The organism is Demequina mangrovi, from assembly GCF_000759715.1.
Lineage (GTDB): Bacteria > Actinomycetota > Actinomycetes > Actinomycetales > Demequinaceae > Demequina > Demequina mangrovi.
Map to the genome: position 1 here is coordinate 182519 of NZ_BBLU01000001.1, position 21947 is coordinate 204465.

A 21947-nucleotide genomic window follows, 5' to 3' on the forward strand; every position below is an offset into this window, starting at 1 on the left:
AGCAGCCGAGAGAGGAGCACCGATGCCCTACATCGACATGTCGCCCGCGCAGCTCGCGGAGTACCGCCCCGCGATACCCGAGCCCGACGACTTCGATGCCCGGTGGTCCGCGACCCTCGACGAGGCGCGCACCCACGACCTGGCGCTCACCGCCACGCCCGCGACGCACCCGCTGGCGGTGATCGACGTCGAGGACGTCACGTTCGCCGGCTTCGGCGGCGACCCCGTCAAGGCATGGCTGCTGCGCCCGCGCGGCGCCACCGGTGACCTCCCGGTCATCGTCCAGTACAACGGCTACGGCGGCGGGCGGGGGCTGCCGCACGAGCGCCTGTTCTGGGCCGCGGCGGGCTACGCGCACCTCGTCATGGACACCCGCGGGCAGGGCTCCGCGTGGGGCTCGGGCGGCCACACGGACGATGCGTCCGCCGGGGGAGCCGCCGCGGGTCCCGCCCACCCCGGCTACATGACGCGCGGCATCCTCGACTTCGACACCTACTACTACCGCCGCGTCATCACCGACGCGGTGCGCGCGGTCGACGCGGCCCGTGCGCTCGAGGGCATCGACGGTGATCGCATCGTCGTCGCGGGCGGCAGCCAGGGCGGGGGGCTGGCGATCGCGGCGGCGGGCCTCAGCGACGTCGCGGCCGCGCTGGTCGACGTCCCGTTCCTGTGCGACATCGAGCGCGGCATGGACATCGCCGACTCCGATCCGTACCAGGAGATCTGCCGCTATCTCGCGGTCCATCGCGGCCACGAGCGGGAGGTGCTCGCGACGCTGCGCTACGTCGACGGCGTCCACCACGGGCGCCGCGCCACCGCTCCCGCGTTGTTCTCCGCCGCGCTGCGCGATCCGATCACGCCGCCGTCGACCGTGTTCGCCGCCTATCACGCCTGGGGCGGACCGGCGGAGATCGAGACCTACCGGTTCAATGGGCATGAGGGCGGCGAGTGCTACCAGCAGGAGCGCCAGGCCGCGTTCCTCGAGGACCTGTGGAGCTGACATGACCGTGCCGGGAGACGCCGCCTACCGTGCGGCCCAGCGAGCCGATCTGCTGCGCTTCGCCGCGGCGTCGGCGAACGCGGACGGCTTCGGATGGCTGGACGAGGACGGCAGGCTCGACCAGACCCGCGGCACGGAGCTGTGGATCACGTGCCGCATGACGCACGTGGCCGCGCTCGGCGTCCTCGCGGGCGAGCACCCCGCGCCGGGCGGGCCGGACGCGGGCCGGCTGGGCGCCCTCGCGGGCCACGGCGTGCGGGCGCTGCGGCGGCGGCTGCGCGATCCCGAGCACGGCGGCTGGTACGCCGAGGTGCGCGACGGGGAGCCCGTGTCGACCGCCAAGCAGGCCTACGGCCACGCCTTCGTGATCCTCGCCGCATCGTCCGCGGTCGCCGCCGGCGTCACCGGCGCGCAGGACCTGCTCGACGACGCGCTCGCGGTGTCGCTCGCGCACTTCTGGGACGAGGACGAGGGGCTCTCGGTCGAGGAGTGGGATGCCGCCTGGTCGGCCCTCGAACCCTACCGGGGCGTCAACGCCAACATGCACACGGTCGAGGCGTACCTGGCCGCGGGCGACGTCACCGGGGACGATGCATGGCACGCCCGTGCGGGACGCATCGCCGAGCGCGTGGTCGCCTGGGCCGCCGAGAACGGCTGGCGGATTCCCGAGCACTTCGACGCGCGGTGGACGCCCATGCTCGAGCATCACCGCGACGAGCCCGCGCATCCCTTCCGGCCCTACGGCGCCACCGTCGGGCACGGCCTCGAGTGGGCGCGGCTGCTGCTCAGCGTCGATGCGACGCTCGGCGACGACGCCCCGGCCGGGCTCCGCGACGCGGCGCTCGCGCTGTACGACCGTGCGGTCGCCGACGGCTGGGAGGCCGACGGCGCGCTCGGCTTCGTCTACACCACCGACTGGACGGGCACACCGGTGGTGCGGGAGCGCATGCACTGGGTGCTGGCCGAGGCGGTCAACGCGGCCGAGGCGCTGCGTCAGGCCACGGGCGACGCCGTGTACGGCGAGCACGCCGCGCAGTGGTGGGAGTACGCCGACGCGCATCTCATCGACCACCACCGCGGGTCCTGGCACCACGAGCTCGACGCGCACAACCGGCCCGCGGGCTTCGTGTGGCCCGGAAAGCCCGACGTCTACCACGCGTATCAGGCGGCGCTGCTGCCGGAGCTGCCCATCGCACCCTCGTTCGCGGCGGCGCTGCGGGCGCACGGCCCGCTCGGCTGACGCGCGGATTCCACGGGTCCCGCACCGCACTAGGCTCTTCCGCATGGGCATCCAGATCGCGCCGAGCATCCTCTCCGCGGACTTCGCGAACCTCGAGAGGGACATCCTCACCGTCGGCGGTGCGGACTGGCTTCACGTCGACGTGATGGACGGGCACTTCGTGCCCAACATGACCTTCGGGCTGCCCGTGGTCGAGCGCATCTGCGAGGTGTCCCCGTTGCCGGTGGACGCCCACCTCATGATCGACGACCCCGACCGCTGGGCGCCGCGCTACGCCGAGGCGGGCGCCGCCTCGGTCACGTTCCACCTCGAGGCGGCGCACGACCCGCGCGCCATCGCCGCGGATCTGCGCAGCCTCGGCGCGCGCGCCTCGTGCGCGATCAAGCCGGGCACGCCTGTCGAGGACGTCCTGCCGCTGATCGACAGGCTCGACATGGTGCTCGTCATGACGGTGGAGCCCGGCTTCGGCGGTCAGTCCTTCATGGCGGACATGATGCCCAAGCTCCGCACGCTGCGCGCCGCCGCGGAGGCGGCCGGACGCGACCTGCGCCTCCAGACCGACGGCGGCATCGCCCGCGCGACCGTCGGCACCGTGGTCGAGGCGGGCTGCGACGTCGTCGTTGCCGGCTCCGCGATCTACGGCGCCGAGGACCGCGCCGCGGAGATCGCGATGCTCCGCGAGCTCGGGGAGCGGGTGCACCATCACGCCTGAGGCGACAGGCATGGACGCGGCGCACCTCGCCCGCGCGGTCGAGCTCGCCTCCCTCGGGCCGTCCTGGGGGCCGAACCCCCGGGTGGGCTGCGTCATCGTCGCCGCCGACGGCACCGTGCTGGGCGAGGGGTGGCACCGCGGCGCCGGCACTCCGCACGCCGAGCCGGCCGCGCTCGCCGACGCCCGGTCGCGCGGCCTGGATGTCGCCGGGGCGACGGCCTACGTCACGCTCGAGCCGTGCGCTCACACCGGCCGCACGGGGCCGTGCACCGACGCGTTGACTGAGGCGCGCATCGGCGCGGTGCGGTACGCCGTCGCGGATCCGAACCCCCTCGCCGCCGGCGGGGGAGCGGTGCTGCGCTCCCGGGGGATCGACGCGCGGCATGAGGCCTTCGGCCCCGCGCGCGCGATCAACCGCCGCTGGCTCGGCGCCGCCGAGACGGGACGCCCCTGGGTGATCGCGAAGTGGGCCCAGACGCTCGACGGGCGCACCGCCGCGGTCGACGGCACCAGCTTCTGGGTCACCGGCGAGGAGGCCCGCGCGCATGCGCACGGCGTCCGTGCCGAGGTCGACGCGATCCTGGTCGGCACCGGCACGGTCCTCACCGACGACCCCTCGCTCTCGGCACGACCCCCTCACGTCGACGACGCGCACCAGCCTCTGCGCGCCGTCATGGGCCTGCGCGACACCTTCGGCGCCAAGGTGTGGCGCGACGAGAACGCGCTCGCGCTCGCCACCCGCGACCCCCACGAGGCCCTGGGCATGCTCGCGGCTCGCGAGGTGCGTACCGTGGTGGTCGAGGGCGGCGGCACCGTGACCACGGCGTTCCTGCGTGCGGGCCTCGTCGACGAGGTCCACGCGTACATCGCGCCGGCGATCCTGGGCGCGGGCACCGCCGCGGTCGGCGACCTGGGAATCGGGACGATGGGCGGCGCGTTGAGGGGCCAGGACGTGACCGCGACCGCCCTCGGCGTCGATACGCTTGTCACCGCCTTCTTCCAGAGAGGACCCCAGTAGATGTTCACCGGCATCGTCGAGTCGCTCGGCACCGTCACCGAGGTGACCGGCACCGGAGCCACGGCTCGGCTCACCCTCGAGGCCCCCGGCCTCATCGACCTCGTGCACGGCGAGTCCATCGCGGTGCAGGGCGTGTGCCTCACCGTCGCCTCGCACGAGGGCTCCACCTGGACCGCCGACGTCATGCGCGTCACCCTCGAGACCACCGCGCTCGGCGACCTGTCCGCGGGCGACCGCGTCAACCTCGAGCGCGCGACGCCGGCCGGCGGCCGCCTGGGAGGCCACATCATGCAGGGTCACGTCGACGGAGTCGCGACCCTCGTGACGCGCGACGCCCAGCCCGACTGGACCGACCTCACCTTCGAGATCCCCGCCGACCTCGTGCGGTACGTGGTGCGCAAGGGCTCCATCGCCCTCAACGGCGTCTCGCTCACGGTCGCGGAGATCGAGGGCGCGCTCGTGACGGTGTCGCTCATCCCGACCACCCTCGCCGAGACCACCTTCGGCACGCTCGAGGTGGGCGGCCGCGCCAACGTCGAGGTCGACGTGGTCGCGAAGTACGTCGAGAAGCTCGTGGCGGCCCACGCATGACCGTCGACCCGATCGCCCTCGTCGAGCGCGCCCTCGAGGACATGCGCGCCGGCAAGCCCGTCCTCGTGTCCGACTCGCGCGACCGCGAGGACGAGGCGGACTTCATCATGGCCGCCGAGACCGCTACCGCCGACTGGATCGCCTGGGGCATCCGCCACTCGAGCGGCTACCTGTGCGCGCCCATGCCGACCGAGCGTGCCGATGCGCTCAACCTTCCCCTCATGGTGCCGAGCAGCCAGGATCCCCGACGCACGGCGTACACCGTGTCGGTCGACGCGGCCGTCGGTGTCACCACCGGCATCTCCGCGGCGGACCGCACGCGCACGCTGAAGGTCCTCGCCGACGCCGGATCGACCGCCGACGACCTCATCCGCCCCGGTCACGTGCTGCCGCTGCGCGCGGTGCCCGGCGGCGTGCTGCATCGTCCGGGCCACACCGAGGCCTGCGTCGACCTCAGCCGCCTCGCGGGCCTGTCCCCGGTGGGGGTCATCGGCGAGATGGTCAACGACGACGGCACGATGATGCGCCAGGGCGACGCGACCGCGATCGCCGAGCGCGACGGGCTCACGTTCCTCACCATCGCCGACCTCATCGAGTACCGCCGCGCCACGAACGACCTGCCGCCGCCCATCGCGGCGCGACCCGAGCGCGTGCTCCACGTGGGCACCTCGCGGCTGCCCACCCGGCACGGCGAGGTCACCATCAGGGCCTACCGCGACGCGCGCACGGGCGACGAGCACATCGCGCTCGTGGTGCCGCCCAAGGAGGGCGTGGTGCCCGTGGTCCGCGTGCACTCCGAGTGCCTCACGGGCGACGCGTTCGGCTCGCTGCGCTGCGATTGCGGTCCGCAGCTCGACGCCGCGATCGCACGCATCGTCGAGGAGGGTGGCGCGGTGATCTACCTGCGCGGGCACGAGGGCCGCGGGATCGGCATCGCCGCCAAGGTGCAGGCCTACGCGCTCCAGGACGAGGGCTACGACACCGTCGACGCCAACACGCACCTCGGCCTGCCGGTCGACCGGCGCGAGTACGGCGCGGCCGCCTCCATCCTGCACGACCTGGGCCTCACGCAGATCCGTCTGCTGACCAACAACCCGGCCAAGGTCGAGGGCCTGCGCGCGTCGGGAGTCGACTGCATCGAGCGCATCCCGCACCGCGTGGGCGCGCATCCGGAGAACGAGAGCTACATCCGCACCAAGGTCGCGCGGATGGGACACCTGTGGGGAGACAACGCATGAGCGGAGCAGGAGCACCTGCCGTCGAGGTCGACGCGAGCGGCATGACCGTCGAGATCGTCGCGAGCCTGTGGCACACCGAGGTCATGGACGGCCTGGTCGCCGGCGCGATCCGGGCCGCCGAGGCCGCGGGCGCGTCCTACCGCGTCACGCGCGTCCCCGGCGCCTTCGAGCTTCCCGTGGTCGCCGAGGCGCTGGCCCGCAAGGGCGCTGATGCGATCGCGTGCCTCGGCGTCGTGATCCGCGGGGGCACGCCCCACTTCGAGTACGTGTGCGACGCGGTCACGCGCGGACTCACGGACGTGGCGCGCGTCCACGCGACGCCGGTCGGCTTCGGCATCCTCACCACGGACGACGACGCCCAGGCGCTCGACCGCGCCGGCCTGCCGGGCTCGAGCGAGGACAAGGGCGCCGAGGCGGTCGAGGCCGCGCTGGCGACGGCGCTGGTCCTGCGCGACCTGTAAGCCCCGGTCCGGCCCTTGCCCCTCGAGGTGGGGGCTGGCGGCGGGGACGGCGCCATGGTGGGATCGCCCCGTGGCGATCACGGAGCACGGGGCGGCACCCGGCGCTCGGACACGCGCGGCGTCGCGCGTCCTGACCGCCGCGCGCGTCCTGAGCCTGGCATCGGTGCTGCTCGGCGTCCTCTACGTGCTCGCGAGTCCGTGGGTGCTGCTGTCCGGCATCGGATCCGCCATGACCGAGGGCGGGAACCCGCTCTCCGTGGGCGAGCTGCTCGGCTGGGTCGTGGTCCCCGCCGCGGTCGCGATCGCGGCGCTCGGGTTCTCGATCCGCGCCCGCGCGCAGGGCACGCACCTCTCGCCCGACGACGTCGCGGCCATACGGGGAGGGTGGACCGCACGCTCGCTGCTGCTCTCCGTCGTCGGGGCGGTCCTCATGGCCGTCCCGTGGGCGTGCATGCTCGGCCTCGCGCTTCGGGACGGGCTCCGCTGAGCCCGCGTCGCAGAACGCGCGGCTCGGCGGCCGGGTCACGGCGTCCGGCCCGATAGGCTGGCGGATGTGAAGACGTTCGAGAGCCTGTTCGAGGAGCTGCAGCGCCGCGCCGTGGAGCGGCCCGAAGGTTCGAGCACCGTGGCGATGCTCGACAAGGGCGTCCATGCCATCGGCAAGAAGCTGGTGGAGGAGGCCGCCGAGTCGTGGATGGCCTGCGAGCACCAGACCGATGACGAGGCCGCCGAGGAGATCTCCCAGCTGCTCTACTGGGCGCAGGTGATGATGGTCGCCAAGGGCCTCACGCTCGACGACGTCTACAAGAACCTCTAGGGGAGAAGAAGTGCTCCGCATCGCCGTGCCCAACAAGGGCTCCCTGTCCGATCCCGCCGTCCAGCTCCTCAAGGAGGCCGGCTACAAGCAGCGCCGCGACCCCCGCGAGCTGGTGCTGGTCGACGAGCGCAACAACGTCGAGTTCTTCTTCCTGCGTCCTCGCGACGTGGCCGTCTACGTGGGTGCGGGCACGGTCGACGCCGGCATCACCGGCCGCGACCTGCTCATCGACTCGGGCGCCGACGCCGTCGAGCACCTCGAGCTCGGCTTCGGCGGCTCGACGTTCCGCTACGCCGCGGCCCCGGGCGTGGCGTCCGCCATCGAGGACATCCAGGGCAAGCGCGTCGCGACGTCGTACCCGCGCCTGGTCGAGCAGCACCTCGCCACGTTCGGCGTCGAGGCGCCCGTGGTGCGGCTCGACGGTGCCGTCGAGTCCTCGGTGCGCCTGGGAGTGGCCGATGTGGTCGCCGACGTCGTGTCGACCGGCACCACGCTGCGCGCCGCGGGTCTCGAGATCTTCGGCGAGCCGATCCTCAGCTCCGAGGCGATCCTCATCCGGGCGCAGGACGCGCCGGTCGAGGACCTCGCGATCCTCACCGGCCGCCTGCGCGGCGTCCTCACCGCCCGGAAGTTCGTGCTCGTCGACTACGACGTCCCGTCGGACCGTCTCGACGACGCGATCGCCGTGAGCCCCGGATTCGAGGCGCCCACCGTCACGCCGCTGCACGGCTCCGACTGGCACGCCGTCCGCGTGATGATCCCGCGCGCCGAGATGAACCACATCATGGACGCGCTCTACGCCGTGGGGGCCCGCGCGATCCTCACCACCGAGCTGCTCGCGGTCCGCGTCTGATGCCGGTGGAGAAGTCTCAGCGCCTGCTCAACCTGGTCATCGGCCTGTCGAGCACGCGCCATCGGCTCACCCGCGACCAGATCCGCGACACCATCGAGGGGTACGAGCCGCTGCCGTACGGCGCCTCGGACGAGGAGCGCCGCAAGGCCGAGCAGAGCTTCGAGCGCATGTTCGAGCGCGACAAGAAGGAGCTCCGCGAGCTCGGCGTGCCCATCGAGACCGTCGAGGACCCGGTCCACGGCGACGAGATCGGCTACCGGATCCGCCCGGCCGAGGCGGCGATGCCCGCGCTCGACCTCACGGCCGCGGAGCTCGCGGTCGTCTCGATCGCGACCGACTACTGGCGTGGCGCGGTCCTGGGCGGCGACGCCCAGCGGACCGTGATGAAGCTCGCGTCGTCCGCCGAGCACGGCCCGCGGGTCGAGCTGCCGTTCGCCGCGCTGCCGTCGGTGGCGAGCGAGGCCTTCGGCACGCTCGTCGAGGCGGTGGCCGACCGGCAGACCGTGCGCTTCGAGTACTCCTCGGTGAGCTCGGGCGCCGGGACCCGCACCATCGACCCGTGGCGCGTGGTCCTGCGCGCCGGCATCGCGTACGTCATCGGCTTCGACCGCGACCGCGAGGCGCCGCGGACGTTCCGCATCCAGCGCATCGGCGGCAAGGTCCGTACCGTCGGCGACACGGGCGCGTACGCCATCCCCAAGGACATCCCGCTCGGCGCGCTGGCCGAGAGCGAGGACGTCAGCACGGCGCGGGTCGCGGTGCGACCGGAGTCGGGCCACGCACTGCGCCGCCGCGGCACGCCTGCGGGCGTCGAGGACGGCTGGGACCTCTACGACGTCGCGTACGCGCACGGCGACTCGCTCGTCGCGGAGGTCCTCGCGCTCGCCGGGGGCGCCCGGATCGTGGAGCCCAAGACCCTGGCCGATGCCGTGGTGCGCGCCGCGACCGCGGCCCTGGAGGTGGAGCATGGCTGAGCACGCGACCGATCGGCTGGTGCGGATGCTGGGCATCCTCACCTACGTCGAGCGTCACGGCGACACCCCGTTCTCGGAGCTCGCGGAGCACTTCGGGGTCACCGTCGCGCAGGTGCAGGCCGACATCAACGCGCTGTGGGTCGCGTCCGAGCCCGGCGACTCGTGGTCGCCCATCGACTTCTCCTCGGAGGCCTACGACGAGGACGTGGCGTCGCTCGTGCGCAACGACGGCGTCACCCAGGTCCGGCTGTCGCCGCGCGAGGCCGTCGCGCTCGTCGGGGCGCTCTCGACCATGGGCGCGGCCGGTGCGCTGCCGGAGGCGGGCGCCCAGCTGCTCGCGAAGCTGCGCGACGCGCTGGCCGAGCCCGTCACCGTGGTGGGCGACGACCAAGTCGGAGCCGAGGTGCGGGAGCCGCTCGTCTCGGCGATCGACCGCTACCGCCGCGTCGAGGTCGAGTACGTCGACGCGATGGACCGGCGCTCGACCCGCATCGTGGACCCGCACCGGCTCGTCGTGATCGACGGCCACGCGTACCTCGAGTGCTTCTGCCGACGCGCCCAGGACTACCGCGTGCTGCGCCTCGACCGCATCGCCTCGGCGACCGTGCTCGACGGCGCGATCGAGCATGCGCCGACCGACTCGGCGGGCTTCTCGCTCACGCCGGCGTTCCGGGCGACCGTGCGCGTCGGGCGTGCCGGGCGCTACGCGGTCGAGGACATGCCGGGCGTCGCCATCGAGGACGCCGACGACGACGTGGTCGCGACCTTCGACGTCGTCGACGCCGCGTGGGCCGCCGGCAGGCTCCTCTCGGTCGCGCCTCAGCTGCGGTCGGTGGAGCCGAAGAGACTCGCCGACGCGCTGCGGCGCCAGGCGACGGCTGTGCTCGACGTGCAGCGATAGACTGGCGATCAGCCCTTACCTGAGGAGTCCTCTCGCATGCGTTACCAAGAGATCCTGATCATCCTGCTGATCGTCCTGCTGCTCTTCGGCGCGCCGAAGCTCCCGCAGCTGGCGCGCTCGCTCGGCCAGTCGGTGCGCATCCTCAAGGACGAGACCACCTCCGACACCAAGGAGAACGCCGCCGAGACGGAGAGCACGCCCACCGCTCCGTCCTCGGACGAGCCGCGTGACAGCCAGAAGTAGCGCGCGCCGGGGCAATCCCGAGGCGCGGATGGCGCTCGCCGACCATCTGCGCGAGCTCCGCAAGCGGATCATCCTCTCCGCCGTCGGCATCGTCGTCGGCATGGTCGGGGGATGGCTCCTGTACCCGATGATCTTCGAGTCGCTGCTCGAGCCGATCGTGGCGATCGCCGAGCAGGACGACTCGCTCGTCACCGTGAACTTCGGCGGCGTCGCGAGCGCGCTCGACATGCAGATCAAGGTGTCGCTGGTGCTCGGCATCGTGCTGTCTGCGCCCTGGTGGCTGTACCAGCTGTGGGCCTTCGTGGCGCCGGGGCTCCACCAGCGGGAGAAGCGCTACACCGTGGCCTTCCTCGGCAGCGCGATCCCGCTGTTCTTCGGCGGTGTGGCGGTCGCGTGGTGGGTGCTGCCGCGCGCGGTCGAGATACTCATCTCCTTCACGCCCGAGGGCGCGGCGAACCTGCTCGACGCGCAGACGTTCCTCACCTTCGCGGTGCGGCTCATCCTCGCGTTCGGGCTCGCCTTCGTGTTCCCGGTCATCATGGTCGCCGTGACCTGGGTCGGGATCGTCAAGGCGCAGACCTGGCTGCACGGCTGGCGCTGGGCCGTGTTCCTCATCTGCCTCGCGGCGGCGGTGCTCACGCCCACGCCGGACGCCGTCACGATGATGGTGATGGCCGTCCCGATGGTGGGGCTGTACTTCAGCGCGGTGGGAGTGTGCCTGCTGCGCGACAGAGCGGTGCGACGGAGGGCTGCTTGAGAACGCTGGGGATCATCACGAATCCGACATCGGGGTCGGGACGTGGGGCGCGACGAGGCGCCGAGGCCAAGGCGGCGCTCGCCGCGGGCGGCCACCACCTGGTGGACCTGTCGCGCGGCTCGTGGGCGGCGTCCTACGAGGCGGCGATGGCGCGCCGTGACGAGCTCGACGCGCTCGTCGTGGTCGGCGGCGACGGCATGGCGCACCTGGGCCTCCAGGTGTGCGCCGAGCACTCGCTCCCGCTCGGGATCATCGCGGCAGGCTCGGGGGACGACATCGCCATGGCGGTCGGACTGCCGCGTCACGACATCCCCGCGTCCGTCCGTCGCATCGAGGAGGGTCTCAGAGGTCTGACCGCCAACCTCGATCTCGGCAAGGTGGACGGCGACGCGATCGAGGAGCCGTGCCGGCCCCGCTACTTCGGCGCCGTCCTGTCTGCGGGCCTCGACGCGGCGGTCGCGTCGTACGCCCGTGCGATCACGTTCCCTCGCGGTCCGCTCAAGTACAAGGTCGCGACGATGCGGGAGGTCCCTCGCTTCCGGCCGTACGGGGTGCGGATCAGCGCCGACGGTCGCGAGTGGACCCAGACCTGCACGCTCGTGGCCGTCGCCAACGCGCGCATCTTCGGCGGCGGGCTGGTGATCTCGCCCGAATCCCACGTGGCTGATGGTCGGCTCGAGCTGGTGACCGCGGACGCGATGGGCAAGCGGGACATCGCCCGGCTGTTCGCCAAGCTCAAGGACGGCAGCCACGTGACGGACCCGCTCTTGAGGATCCAGCAGGTCGACAAGGTGAGCATCGTGCCTGATCCGTCCGGAGCTCCGTTGCCCCCCGCGTTCGCCGACGGGGAGCTCGTCGGCGCGATGCCGCTCACGGTGTCGATCGCGCGCGCCGCGGTGACGGTCCTGGGCGGGCGCGCACAGTAGCCTGACGGCATGACCAGCCCCGCCGAGCGGTACGCGGCGGCGCGCGCCCGCGCCCGCCACAGCGACCTTGCCGAGTTCGAGGAGGGGCTGTCCTTCCCGCTCGATCCCTTCCAGCGCGAGGCCTCCGAGGCGGTCGCCGACGGGCACAGCGTGCTGGTCGCGGCGCCGACCGGAGCCGGCAAGACGCTCGTGGGGGAGTACGCCGTCCGGCATGCGTTCCGCAACGGCGAGAAGGCGTTCTACACCACGCCCATCAAGGCGCTGTCGAACCAGAAGTTCCACGATCTCGAGCGCGCGTACGGCGCGGAGAACGTGGGGCTCCTCACCGGCGACACCACCATCAACCCGGACGCGGACATCGTGGTGATGACCACCGAGGTGCTCCGGAACATGATCTACGCGGGCTCGTCGACCATCGACCGCCTGGGTGTCGTGGTGCTCGACGAGGTGCACTACCTCGCGGACCGGTTCCGCGGCTCGGTGTGGGAGGAGGTCATCATCCACCTGCCCGAGCGCACGTCGATCATCGCGCTGTCCGCGACGGTCTCGAACGCCGAGGAGTTCGGTGCGTGGCTGCGCGAGGTGCGGGGCGACACCCGCGTGGTGGTGTCCGAGCATCGTCCCGTCCCGCTGTGGCCGCACGTGCTGCTCCGCGAGGGCATCTTCGATCTCTACGCCCCGGGCGTCGACCCGCAGGAGCCGGGGCTCACCCCCCGCCTCAACCCCGAGCTCGAGGCGGTCGCCAAGAGGGGCCGCTACGACGACGGCCGGGGAGCCGGCCGCGGCGGCGGCCGTCCCACACGCGGAGGCCGGCGCCCGGCGGGACGCCGCGCACCGCCGCGCTTCGCGGTGGTGGACGTGCTCGATCGGCAGGGCCTGCTCCCGGCGATCGTCTTCGTGTTCTCCCGCGCGGGGTGCGAGGACGCCGCGGACCAGGTGCGCGCGGCCGGCATGTCCCTCACCACCGAGGCGGAGCGGCACGAGATCGCGGACATCGTCGAGCAGCGCTGCGCCGCGATCCCCGCGGACGACCTCAGCGCGCTCGGCTACGGGCACTGGCGGGACCGCCTCGAGGCGGGCATCGCGGCCCACCACGCCGGGATGATCCCGCTGTTCAAGGAGGTGGTCGAGGAGCTCTTCGCCGCCGGCCTCATCAAGGTGGTCTACGCGACCGAGACCCTCGCGCTGGGCATCAACATGCCCGCCCGCTCGGTGGTGCTCGAGAAGCTGGTGAAGTGGGACGGCCAGGGGCACAAGGACCTCTCGGCGGGGGAGTACACGCAGCTCACCGGGCGTGCGGGCCGGCGCGGCATCGACGTCGAGGGCCACGCCGTGGTGGTCGAGCACCCCGGCTTCGACGCGACGCAGCTGGGGCGCCTCGCGTCCCGGCGCACCTACCCGCTCGTGAGCTCGTTCCAGCCGACCTACAACATGGCGATCAACCTGGTCGCGCAGCTCGGGATCACCCGCGCCCGCGAGGTGCTGGAGATGTCCTTCGCGCAGTACCAGGCCGACCAGTCCGTGGTGGGCAAGGCGCGCAAGGCGCGCGAGCTCGAGTCCACGCTTCACGGCTACGCCGAGGCGGCGGCATGCGACCGCGGCGACTTCATGGAGTACGCGGCGCTGCGCGAGCGGCTGGCCCGGCTCCAGAAGCAGGCCTCCAAGGCTGCGTCGCGCGCACGCCAGGAGGCCACGGCCGCCTCTCTCGCGGCGCTGCGGCAGGGCGACGTGGTGCGCGTGGGCGGAGGCCGTCGTGCCGGGCTGGCGGCCGTCGTGGTGCCCGACGACCACCCCGTGGCCCCGCGCCCGCTGGTGGTGACCGAGCACGCCCGCGTGCATAGGCTCGCGATCTCGGAGCTGCGGCACGGGCTCGAGACGGTGGGCGCCGTCAAGATCCCGCGACGGTTCGACGCCAGGAACGCGCGCAGCCGCCGCGAGCTGGCCCAGCTCATCGAGGACGCGCGGGGCTCGTTCGAGCTCCGCCGCGCGAAGCGGCGTGGCCCTGAGGCCGAGTCGACCGAGGCCGCCGAGCTCGAGGTGCGCCGCGCGATGCGCGAGCACCCCTGCCACCAGTGCCCGGACCGGGAGGCCCACGCCCGGTGGGCGGAGCGGTACCACCGCGCGCTGCGGGACAAGGACCGCGTGGTGGGCGAGATCCAGCGCGCCACCGGCTCCATCGCGAAGGTCTTCGATCGCCGCCTCGCGATCCTCGAGTCGCTCGGCTACGTCGAGGTGGTCGACGGCGAGCCCGCGATCACCCGCGACGGCGACATGATGCGCCGCCTGTACGCCGAGAACGACATCGTCATCGCGGAGGCGCTGCGCACCGGCGCGTGGCAGGGTCTCCACCCGGCGGCTCTCGCCGCGGCTGTCTCGACCCTGCTGTACCAGGGACGACGCGAGGACGAGGCGCGCGCGCCGCATGTGCCTGGCGGCCCGTCCGGCGTGCTCGGCCGCGCGCTCACGGACACCGTGCGGCTGTGGTCCAAGGTCGACGACATGCAGCGGGAGCGCGGGCTTCCCGACCTGCCGGCGCCGCACTGGGGCATCGTCGGCCCGATCCACGGCTGGGCGCAGGGCAAAGGCCTCGACGCGGTGCTGCGCGGCTCCGAGATCGCCCCGGGCGACATGGTGCGGTGGTGCAAGCAGGTGATCGACGCGCTCGACCAGATCGCCGACGTCGCGCCCAGCGCCTCCGTGCGCGCGGCCGCGGTGAGCGCCATCAGGACGATGCGCAGGGGAGTGGTGGCCTACTGACTCCCCATGACAGATGTGACTCACGGGGGTCAGGTGACCTAAGGATCGGCACCATCGGCCACACGAGTATTGGTGCGTCACCTGTGTCATTGGGAATCGACGGGCGCGCGCTCCCTTAGGCTTGCCGGGTGCTGACCGGACTGAGGAACCTGGTGCTGGCCCTCGTCGCGGGAGCCGCGCTCAACCTCGCGTTCCCCGACACCGGGTGGTGGTACCTCGCACCGGTCTCCGTCGCGGTGCTGTGGTGGATCCTCGAGCGCGCGACGGCCTGGTCGGGCCTCGCCCTCGGGTGGGTCTACGGCACCGCGTTCATGCTCCCGCACGTGTGGTGGGCCGACTACGCCGTCGGACCCGTCCCGTGGGTCGCGCTCTCTGTCGCGGAGGGCCTCGCCTGGGGCCTCCTCGGCGCCGGCTGGGCGCATGTCCGCCGCTCGGGGATGCTCGACGGCCGACGGTGGGCCGCGGCGCCCGTGTTCGCCCTGATCTGGGTCGGGACCGAGCAGCTGCGGGGCATGGTGCCCTTCGGCGGCTTCCCGTGGGGCCGCGTCGGCTACGCCTTCGTCGACGCGCCCGTCGCGCGCCTCGCCTGGCTGGGCGGCGTCCCGCTCGTGACGTTCGCGGTGGTGCTCGCCGGGGCGCTGCTCGGGCTCGCATGGGAGTCCGCGCGCGCCCGCCGGCTCGTCACCGCGGCCTTCGCGCCCGTGGTGGCGCTGGTGCTGCTCGGCACCGGCTACCTGGTGCCCCTGGACAACCAGGCGCAGACCGGGACGCTGCGCGTCGGCGCCGTGCAGGGCAACGTCCCTGACAGGGGCCTGGACGCGTTCTCGCAGGCGCGCGAGGTGACCGAGAACCACCGCGACGAGACGCTCGTGATGGCCGAGGAGAACGCCGGCACGCCCGTGGACCTGGTCGTGTGGCCCGAGAACGCCGCCGACATCGACCCGCGGGTCGACGCGGAGACGGCGGCCGCCGTGGACGAGGCGATCGCCGCGGCCGGTGCGCCGCTCCTCATGGGCACGGTCGACTACACACCCGTCGACGGCCGCTACAACACGATGCTCGTGCTCGGCACCGACGGCGCCGTCCTCGACACGTACTCGAAGCAGCGACCCGCGCCGTTCGCGGAGTACATCCCGCTGCGCTCGATTGCCCGACAGGTGGCCCCCATCGTGGACCAGGTCACCGACATGCTCGCCGGCGAGGGGGTCGCGACCGTCGGGGTGCCGATCGCCTCGCTGGACCGGGAGGTCCGTGTCGCGACCCCGATCTGCTTCGAGGTCGCGTACGACTCGATCGTGCGGGAGTCCGTCGCCGCGGGCGCGGAGCTGCTCATCGTGCCGACCAACAACGCCACGTTCGGCCGCACCGCGGAGAGCACGCAGCAGCTGCAGATGACCCGCATGCGCGCGATCGAGACGGGACGCTGGGCGGTGCAGATCTCGACCGTCGGCGTGAGCGCCGTCGTCGACCCGAGCGGCCGCATCGTGTCCGAGACCGAGCTCTTCGAGGCGGCGCACCTGGTCGAGCGGGTGGGACTGCGGACGGACATCACCCCGGCCGTGTCGTTCGGCTGGGCCATCGGCTGGGCGGCGCTGCTGGCGCCCGCCGTCCTGGTGCTGCTCGCCGTCCGTCGTCGCATCGCGAGGAGGTACGACTGGTGACGCGCACCCTCGTGATCATCCCGACGTACAACGAGCGGGAGTCGCTGCCGCGCCAGCTGGCGGCGGTGCATGCGGCCGCCCCGGAGGTCGACGTGCTCGTGGTCGACGACGGCTCGCCCGACGGCACGGGGGAGTGGGCGGAGGAGCGCGCCCAGGTCGACGGTCGGGTGCACGTGCTCCGACGGACGGCGAAGAACGGCCTCGGCGCCGCGTACCTCGCGGGCTTCGCGTGGGGTCTCGACCGGGGCTACGACCTGCTGTGCGAGATGGACGCCGACGGCTCGCACCGGGCGGAGGACCTTCCGCGCCTGCTGGTGCGTGCCGCGGATGCGGACCTGGTGATCGGGTCGCGATGGATCCCTGGCGGGACGGTCGTGAACTGGCCCGCGCACCGCAGGCTCCTGTCGACCGGAGCGAACCTGTACGTGCGGCTCGCGCTGGGCATCGCGGTGCACGATGCGACCGCGGGCTTCCGCGTCTACCGCGCCGAGGCGCTGCGAGGTCTCGCGCTCGGCGACGTCGAGTCCCAGGGGTACTGCTTCCAGGTGGACATGGCCTGGCGGGTGCTGCGCGCGGGCGGTCGCGTGGTCGAGGTGCCCATCACGTTCGTGGAGCGGGCCGAGGGCGAGTCGAAGATGTCGGGCGCCATCATCCGCGAGGCGCTGCTCAAGGTGACGGTCTGGGGCGTCGCGCATCGTGCGCGGCAGGTCCTGGGCGCGGTGCGGCGCCGGACGTGACGAAGGGCCCCGCGGATGCGGAGCCCTTCGGTTCGTGAGATCTCAGCGACGGCTGGCGCGCAGCACCTCGAGCCGCTCCTCGAGGAGCTCCTCGAGCTCCGGGATGGTGCGGCGCTCGAGCAGCATGTCCCAGTGGGTGCGCTGCGGCTTGACGTCCTTCTCCTCGGGGCGGTCGCCGTCGCGCAGCAGCGCGAGGGACCCGCAGTGGCACTCCCACGACAGCGGGACGTCGGCCTCGACGGAGAACGGCATCGCGAGGACGTGGCCGTTGGGGCAGTCGTAGTGCACCTCGACGCGCTCGGCGAGCTCGGCGTGGTGGATCGACTCCATCGACTGGGTGCCCAGTCGCATTCCTCGAAGCGCGCGGTCTGCCATGGCGTCCTCCTTCCGGCGGATGGGGGTCATCCGCACTGTCACAGAACGAACGCTATGGCACCGTTGTTCCTGCGTCGCGTCGAAACCGGGCGGGTGCATCGCGACGAGGCTCCACGCGCCTCGGCCGCCTGCCCTGCGGGCGGTGACGGCGCAGGGCCCCGCGGTGAGCGGTTGTGATGTTCTCCATCCCGCGCGCAGCCTCCCGCACGAAGGCAGCCGTCGCCCAGAGTTGAGGGGATGTGAGAAGCCCCATCCCCGGCTGCCGCCGTGCGCCTCGGTTCATCCCTCCATCCACTGAACTCCCTGGTAGATAGGCGTGTCGACGGCGCTCCGAGGCGGCACGCCGGGGTCTGCGGCGCGCTCGGGCGAGACCCCTTGACCGACCTAGGCTCGCCGCCATGTCGAGCACCCACGGGACGGATCCGCACGCCTGCGACACCTCCTCGCGCCACCATCGCCGAGCCGCCAGGGGAGGGGCCGCCACCGGCATGCTGCGCGCCGCCGCGGCCGCCGTCGTCGCAGCGGCGCTCATGGTCTCGACCGCGCCGGCGTGCACCGCGGCGTACGAGATCGGCAGCAGGCCGCATGCTGCGACGGGGACGGCGAAGGCGCGGACGGCGACGCTGATGGCGGATGCGCCCCGCATGTCGCGCCCGGCGGACTGGGCCAAGCAGCGCGGTACGTACCGGAAGGGGCGCACCGTCACCCTCGAGTGCTACACGAACGGCACCGCGACCTTCGGACGGGGGAGCGCGAACATCCCCGGGGGGTTCAGCAGGCTCTGGTACCGCGTCTCTGACGGCTACTACGTCGCGGATGTGCACCTCGACACCGGAAGCAACACCGCGGTCACCCGCAAGTGCCCGACGTTGACCTCCAACGTCTCCGTGACGACGACGGCGTGGCAACGGATCACGTCCAACCGCACCGGGGCCCGCGTCGGGCTCACGACCTCGACGGCGTACAACCGCGCCGCCGTGAGGTCCGTCTCCGCCAACGCACGGTCGACGCAGAAGTTCCGCTTCATCCGTGATGAGTTCGGCACCTACAGGATCGTCAGCGCGACGAAGCGCAGCCAGGTGATCACGGCGAGCGGGGGTCCGCGCGCCACCACGAAGGCCGGCGCCAAGCTCGTGACCCGGCGCTGGGACGGGCGTGACAGCCAGCGCTGGGTGGTGCGGGCCACTCGGAAGGATGGTTATGTCACCCTGCGTCCGGCATCGAACCCGAAGCTGTGTCTCACCGCGCCCAAGAGCGGCAGCACGAAGCTCACCGTCGAGGCCTGCGGCGAGCGCGGTCAGTGGTTCCGCCTGAACGATGCGGGCACGGCGTCGACGTTCACGTCGGCCGTCGCCTCGTACTACGGCAAGACGTACGGCACGACGGTCGCGGGCCCTGGTGGAACCTCCCGAGGCATCTGCCATGGGCTCACCGAGAACTACCTCGAGCGGGTGCACGGCATCACGGTGACCGCGCTCGGCGACTACGTGCCGGGCGGCGGCGACGGAGCCGGCACGCTCCGCAGCCACGGGCTCACGTGGCACTCCGCGTCGACGTCGCGCGCGCTTCGCACCGGCGACATCGTCGTCTTCCAGTCGCGTCGCGCGGGCCATACGGGTCATGTCGGCATCTGGTACAACGGTCGGCTGTACGACCAGAACAACGCCACCCGCAGCTACTTCAACACGGCGCGCGTCTCACCGTATCCGGTCTCGGGGATGCAGCTCGTCGGCTACTGGAGGGCGTGAGCTTCAGGTCTCGGACCGGTTGCTCTCGTTGCCACCTGCGCACTCTCACCTAACGCCGATAATGCGCATTATGTCATTCTGTCGTGAGGGGACGCGAGAGAGGTCGTCCCCCGGGCGGCGCGCTGCCATGACGACGTGTGCCGACCGAGTTCCACCGACGGAGCCCGCTGCCACGCAGGAGCACGCGCTTCGCGTGTCCGAGCTGCACGACCGGATGAGCGTTCCGTGCGACCAGCGCCGTGGGATGCCGCAGATCTTGCGCTGGGCCTTGGGCGCGCACGCGCCGTCTCAGGTGACCCTTGAGCATGAGCTCGCCGGCGTCCTGTGTTCCGTGCTCGCGCTAGGGCCTCGTCGCGAAGCTGGTCCGGCGCCCGCCTTGCGCGCGACGATGCGGGACCACCTGGCGCCTGGCGGTTCGGCGGGCCCCGGAACCCGGCGGACTCCCCTGGCGCCTGTCCGGCGGCCCGACACGCCCGAAATGCAGGCGTGACCCCAGGTATTCCGCCTCCTGAGGTAGCGTCACGACACCGGCGCAGCCGTGCACACCACCCTGAGAAGGCTGGAGGAACCCGCGGATGACCACTGATATCGAAGCCCTCGACACCGTTCGTGAGGCGACAGCGGACGTGGTGGACCTGTCATCGCGCTGGCGAAAGTGCGCGGATCGTCTCCGGAGCGCACGCGCCGACACCCCCGACCAAGACGCCGCGCTCCACGTCGACAGGGACAGCGCCGTGGTGCTCACCGCCCCCCACGGCACGCGGCATTACCGTGCGGGCGCCATGAAGCAGGCCGATCTCCACACGGGCTCCCTCACGCTTCTCGCCGGCGAGGTGGCGCAGGTGTCGACGGTGGTCTCCGCGCGGGCGCGCGCCGCGTGGTCCACCTGGGTGGAACGCGACGACGCGTTCGTGCGCCATCTTCGCGACCTGGATGAACCCGCCCGGATGATCCTCGACATCCACGGCATGGGCGACCACCACGGGCCCGACTTCTGCCTGGGCACGGGCCCCCGGCCGGGCGCCCTCGAGGACGCCGCCGTCGACATCCTGCGGGACGAGCTCGACGGCTTCGACGTCGCGGTGGACTCCCCCTTCGACGCTCGCCCGCACTACACGGTGACGAGCCTCGCGCAGCGTCATCTCGGCCTGGCCGCTCTCCAGATCGAGGTCGCCGCGCGGTGGCGCAGCCCCGATGACGAGGCCGCCGCGCCGGGCGTCAGCGCGCTCACGCGAGCCCTCGCCGCGGTCGACCGGCACCTGCGCGACGCCGCGTGAGGCGTCGCTAGGGTGGGTGCCATGCGCGCGTTCCTCGCCCTCACCCTCGCCGCCACCGTCCTCGCGGGCTGCACGGGGGCTGTCGACGAGCCCGAGGTCGCGCCCGACGTCGCTGCCCGGCTCGACGCGCTCGACGCCGCCGTCGCCGACTGGGCCGCCGCATCGTCCCTCGACGAGGCGCAGATCGCCGCCGAGGCGGCACGCAACCTGGTCGTCGGCCCGGCGGGCCCGCTCTACGGCGACGCCGACGGCGACGGCATGATCGCGGGTGAGGTCGACGCGGGCCTGCTCCCGGGCCTCGACGGCTCGCCCGGCGTCACCGCGGAGCCCGCGGTCAACGCCTGCGTCGAGCGCGACGTGCTCGGCGGCTCGTGGGAGCAGCCCGAGGAGCGCTGGGACGAGGCGCTCACCGCGATCGACGCGTGGGCGCCTGGCAACAACACGTTCCCGTCGCTCGCGTCCCATCCTCAGCGCGTGGTCGGCTGGGCCACGCTCACGCTCGAGACCGACGACCTCGACGAGGCGCACGAGTACTCGAGCCACGCCCAGCTCCACGTCGACGTCGCGCGCACGGCCTTCGAGAGCTGCGACGCCTGAACCGCGGCGGCGGCCGCCTCAGCGCCTCCCCCGGCGGTTCTGGATCGCGACCGTGATGCTCGCGATCGCGCTGCCCGCGAGGAGGGCGAGCATCAGGTAGAAGCCGGGCTCGAAGGAGCCGAGGACGGTGCTGTCGACGGTGAACATGAACTCTCCGTTGAGTCGTTCGGCGAGGGTCGATGGATCGCACCGGCCTCGCTGCCAGGTGGGGACCTGAGATCAGCCTAGAGCCCCGCCGCGCCCCCGGCGTGCACGCGGTGCACCGTGTCTCAGGAGGTCGCGTCGTCCTCGTCCAGCGCGGGCACCACGACCTCGTCGGCGGCGTCGCCTGCGTCCGGATAGAGCGCGAGCGACAGCGCGACGCCCACGCCCATGCCGACCACCTGGGCCGCGATGAACGGTGCCACGGAGCCGGGCGCGATGCCCGCGAAGGTGTCCGAGAACATGCGGCCGATGGTGACGGCCGGGTTGGCGAAGGACGTCGAGCTGGTGAACCAGTACGCGGCGCCGATGTAGGCGCCGACCGCCGGCGCGGCGAGCGCGCCCCTGCCGGTGCGCGCGAGCGAGAGGATGACGGTGATGAGACCCGCGGTCGCGACGACCTCGGAGACGAGGTGCGCCCCGGTCGCGCGGTCGTGGGTCGACAACGCCGTCGGCACGGCGAACATGACGTTCGCCAGCACCGCGCCCAGCGAGCCGCCGAGGATCTGCGCGATCGAGTACGTCCCGACCTCGCCGAGGGTGAGGCCTCTCCCCCGCGACCGCCCCACCCACCAGTCGGCGAGCGAGACCACGGGGTTGAAGTGCGCTCCCGACACCGGTCCCAGCATGAGGATGAGGACCGTGAGCCCGAAGGCGGTCGCGATCGCGTTCTCGAGCAGCTGGAGCCCGACATCGTCCGGCGACAGCGTCTGCGCGGCGATGCCGGAGCCGATGACGATCGCGACGAGGAGCGCGGTGCCGACCCCTTCCGCGAGGAGCCGGCGAGCGAGCGAGGGGCGTACGGCGTGGGTCACGAGGACATCGTGGCGGTCCGTTCCGCGCGCGTCAAATCTTTCTCAATA

Annotated in this window: 24 protein-coding genes; 21 read left to right on the top strand and 3 right to left on the bottom strand. The window is 72.6% G+C overall.

Annotated features, from left to right (window positions below):
* Positions 1-22 precede the first annotated feature (22 nt).
* The 18 genes from TR42_RS00850 (at position 23) to TR42_RS00935 (ending at position 16886) form a co-directional block, all read left to right on the top strand.
* Entirely contained in the window at positions 23-1000 is a 978-nt protein-coding gene (locus tag TR42_RS00850) for an acetylxylan esterase (protein WP_042212130.1), read from the top strand.
* A 1-nt stretch (position 1001) separates the two neighbouring features.
* Positions 1002-2240, top strand: a complete 1239-nt coding sequence (locus TR42_RS00855) for an AGE family epimerase/isomerase (protein WP_042212132.1) — start codon at positions 1002-1004, stop codon at positions 2238-2240.
* A gap of 43 nt (positions 2241-2283) precedes the next feature.
* Entirely contained in the window at positions 2284-2952 is a 669-nt protein-coding gene (gene rpe / locus TR42_RS00860; protein ID WP_042212134.1) for a ribulose-phosphate 3-epimerase, read from the top strand.
* Between the two features lie 10 nt (positions 2953-2962).
* On the top strand, positions 2963-3970 hold the full coding sequence (ribD, locus tag TR42_RS00865) for a bifunctional diaminohydroxyphosphoribosylaminopyrimidine deaminase/5-amino-6-(5-phosphoribosylamino)uracil reductase RibD (protein WP_042212136.1): 1008 nt from the start codon (positions 2963-2965) through the stop codon (positions 3968-3970).
* The gene (locus TR42_RS00870) at positions 3971-4561 is read left to right on the top strand and encodes a riboflavin synthase (protein ID WP_042212138.1); all 591 of its coding nucleotides are present in this window, start codon (positions 3971-3973) and stop codon (positions 4559-4561) included.
* Positions 4558-5799 carry a bifunctional 3,4-dihydroxy-2-butanone-4-phosphate synthase/GTP cyclohydrolase II gene (locus TR42_RS00875; RefSeq protein WP_042212140.1) on the top strand — a complete coding sequence of 414 codons (1242 nt, stop codon included), beginning with the start codon at positions 4558-4560 and terminating at the stop codon, positions 5797-5799. Before TR42_RS00870 ends, TR42_RS00875 begins: the two co-directional genes overlap by 4 nt.
* Positions 5796-6260, top strand: coding sequence for a 6,7-dimethyl-8-ribityllumazine synthase (gene ribH / locus TR42_RS00880; protein WP_042212142.1), 465 nt, complete (start codon positions 5796-5798; stop codon positions 6258-6260). Before TR42_RS00875 ends, ribH begins: the two co-directional genes overlap by 4 nt.
* Before the next feature lie 70 nt (positions 6261-6330).
* Positions 6331-6747: a hypothetical protein gene (locus TR42_RS00885; protein WP_042212145.1), complete on the top strand. Its 417-nt coding sequence runs from the start codon at positions 6331-6333 to the stop codon at positions 6745-6747.
* Positions 6748-6813: 66 nt separating this feature from the next.
* On the top strand, positions 6814-7077 hold the full coding sequence (locus TR42_RS00890; RefSeq protein WP_042212147.1) for a phosphoribosyl-ATP diphosphatase: 264 nt from the start codon (positions 6814-6816) through the stop codon (positions 7075-7077).
* A 10-nt stretch (positions 7078-7087) separates the two neighbouring features.
* A complete protein-coding gene (hisG, locus tag TR42_RS00895; RefSeq protein WP_042212149.1) occupies positions 7088-7930 on the top strand; it encodes an ATP phosphoribosyltransferase in 843 nt (280 codons plus the stop codon).
* 5 nt (positions 7931-7935) lie between these two features.
* The gene (locus TR42_RS00900; RefSeq protein WP_161786603.1) at positions 7936-8904 is read left to right on the top strand and encodes a helix-turn-helix transcriptional regulator; all 969 of its coding nucleotides are present in this window, start codon (positions 7936-7938) and stop codon (positions 8902-8904) included.
* Positions 8897-9805, top strand: coding sequence for a helix-turn-helix transcriptional regulator (locus tag TR42_RS00905; protein WP_052405472.1), 909 nt, complete (start codon positions 8897-8899; stop codon positions 9803-9805). The genes TR42_RS00900 and TR42_RS00905 overlap by 8 nt, the downstream gene beginning before the upstream one ends.
* Positions 9806-9841: 36 nt before the next feature.
* A complete protein-coding gene (gene tatA / locus TR42_RS00910; protein ID WP_042212151.1) occupies positions 9842-10048 on the top strand; it encodes a twin-arginine translocase TatA/TatE family subunit in 207 nt (68 codons plus the stop codon).
* The gene (gene tatC / locus TR42_RS00915; RefSeq protein WP_236623288.1) at positions 10032-10805 is read left to right on the top strand and encodes a twin-arginine translocase subunit TatC; all 774 of its coding nucleotides are present in this window, start codon (positions 10032-10034) and stop codon (positions 10803-10805) included. The genes tatA and tatC overlap by 17 nt, the downstream gene beginning before the upstream one ends.
* Positions 10802-11731: a diacylglycerol/lipid kinase family protein gene (locus TR42_RS00920; protein ID WP_042212155.1), complete on the top strand. Its 930-nt coding sequence runs from the start codon at positions 10802-10804 to the stop codon at positions 11729-11731. The genes tatC and TR42_RS00920 overlap by 4 nt, the downstream gene beginning before the upstream one ends.
* 9 nt (positions 11732-11740) lie before the next feature.
* Positions 11741-14488 carry a DEAD/DEAH box helicase gene (locus tag TR42_RS00925; protein WP_042212157.1) on the top strand — a complete coding sequence of 916 codons (2748 nt, stop codon included), beginning with the start codon at positions 11741-11743 and terminating at the stop codon, positions 14486-14488.
* Between the two features lie 128 nt (positions 14489-14616).
* The gene (gene lnt, locus TR42_RS00930) at positions 14617-16149 is read left to right on the top strand and encodes an apolipoprotein N-acyltransferase (RefSeq protein ID WP_052405474.1); all 1533 of its coding nucleotides are present in this window, start codon (positions 14617-14619) and stop codon (positions 16147-16149) included.
* A complete protein-coding gene (locus tag TR42_RS00935; RefSeq protein WP_042212480.1) occupies positions 16143-16886 on the top strand; it encodes a polyprenol monophosphomannose synthase in 744 nt (247 codons plus the stop codon). The genes lnt and TR42_RS00935 overlap by 7 nt, the downstream gene beginning before the upstream one ends.
* Positions 16887-16928: 42 nt before the next feature.
* Here TR42_RS00935 and TR42_RS00940 read toward each other — a convergent pair whose 3' ends face one another.
* Positions 16929-17261: an RNA polymerase-binding protein RbpA gene (locus tag TR42_RS00940; RefSeq protein ID WP_042212482.1), complete on the bottom strand. Its 333-nt coding sequence runs from the start codon at positions 17259-17261 to the stop codon at positions 16929-16931.
* Between the two features lie 398 nt (positions 17262-17659).
* Here TR42_RS00940 and TR42_RS00945 point away from each other — a divergent pair, with 398 nt between their 5' ends.
* From TR42_RS00945 to TR42_RS00960, 3 genes are all read left to right on the top strand, one after another.
* The gene (locus TR42_RS00945; RefSeq protein WP_042212160.1) at positions 17660-19009 is read left to right on the top strand and encodes an RICIN domain-containing protein; all 1350 of its coding nucleotides are present in this window, start codon (positions 17660-17662) and stop codon (positions 19007-19009) included.
* A gap of 575 nt (positions 19010-19584) precedes the next feature.
* The gene (locus tag TR42_RS00955; protein ID WP_042212163.1) at positions 19585-20286 is read left to right on the top strand and encodes an N-formylglutamate amidohydrolase; all 702 of its coding nucleotides are present in this window, start codon (positions 19585-19587) and stop codon (positions 20284-20286) included.
* A 21-nt stretch (positions 20287-20307) separates the two neighbouring features.
* Positions 20308-20883, top strand: a complete 576-nt coding sequence (locus TR42_RS00960) for a hypothetical protein (protein WP_042212165.1) — start codon at positions 20308-20310, stop codon at positions 20881-20883.
* An 18-nt stretch (positions 20884-20901) separates the two neighbouring features.
* Here the strand turns inward: TR42_RS00960 and TR42_RS15375 are convergent, their stop codons facing one another.
* Together TR42_RS15375 and TR42_RS00965 are read right to left on the bottom strand one after the other, a co-directional pair.
* Positions 20902-21030 carry a hypothetical protein gene (locus TR42_RS15375; protein ID WP_268871157.1) on the bottom strand — a complete coding sequence of 43 codons (129 nt, stop codon included), beginning with the start codon at positions 21028-21030 and terminating at the stop codon, positions 20902-20904.
* A 122-nt stretch (positions 21031-21152) separates the two neighbouring features.
* Positions 21153-21899 carry an aquaporin gene (locus TR42_RS00965; RefSeq protein ID WP_042212167.1) on the bottom strand — a complete coding sequence of 249 codons (747 nt, stop codon included), beginning with the start codon at positions 21897-21899 and terminating at the stop codon, positions 21153-21155.
* Between the last annotated feature and the right edge of the window lie 48 nt (positions 21900-21947).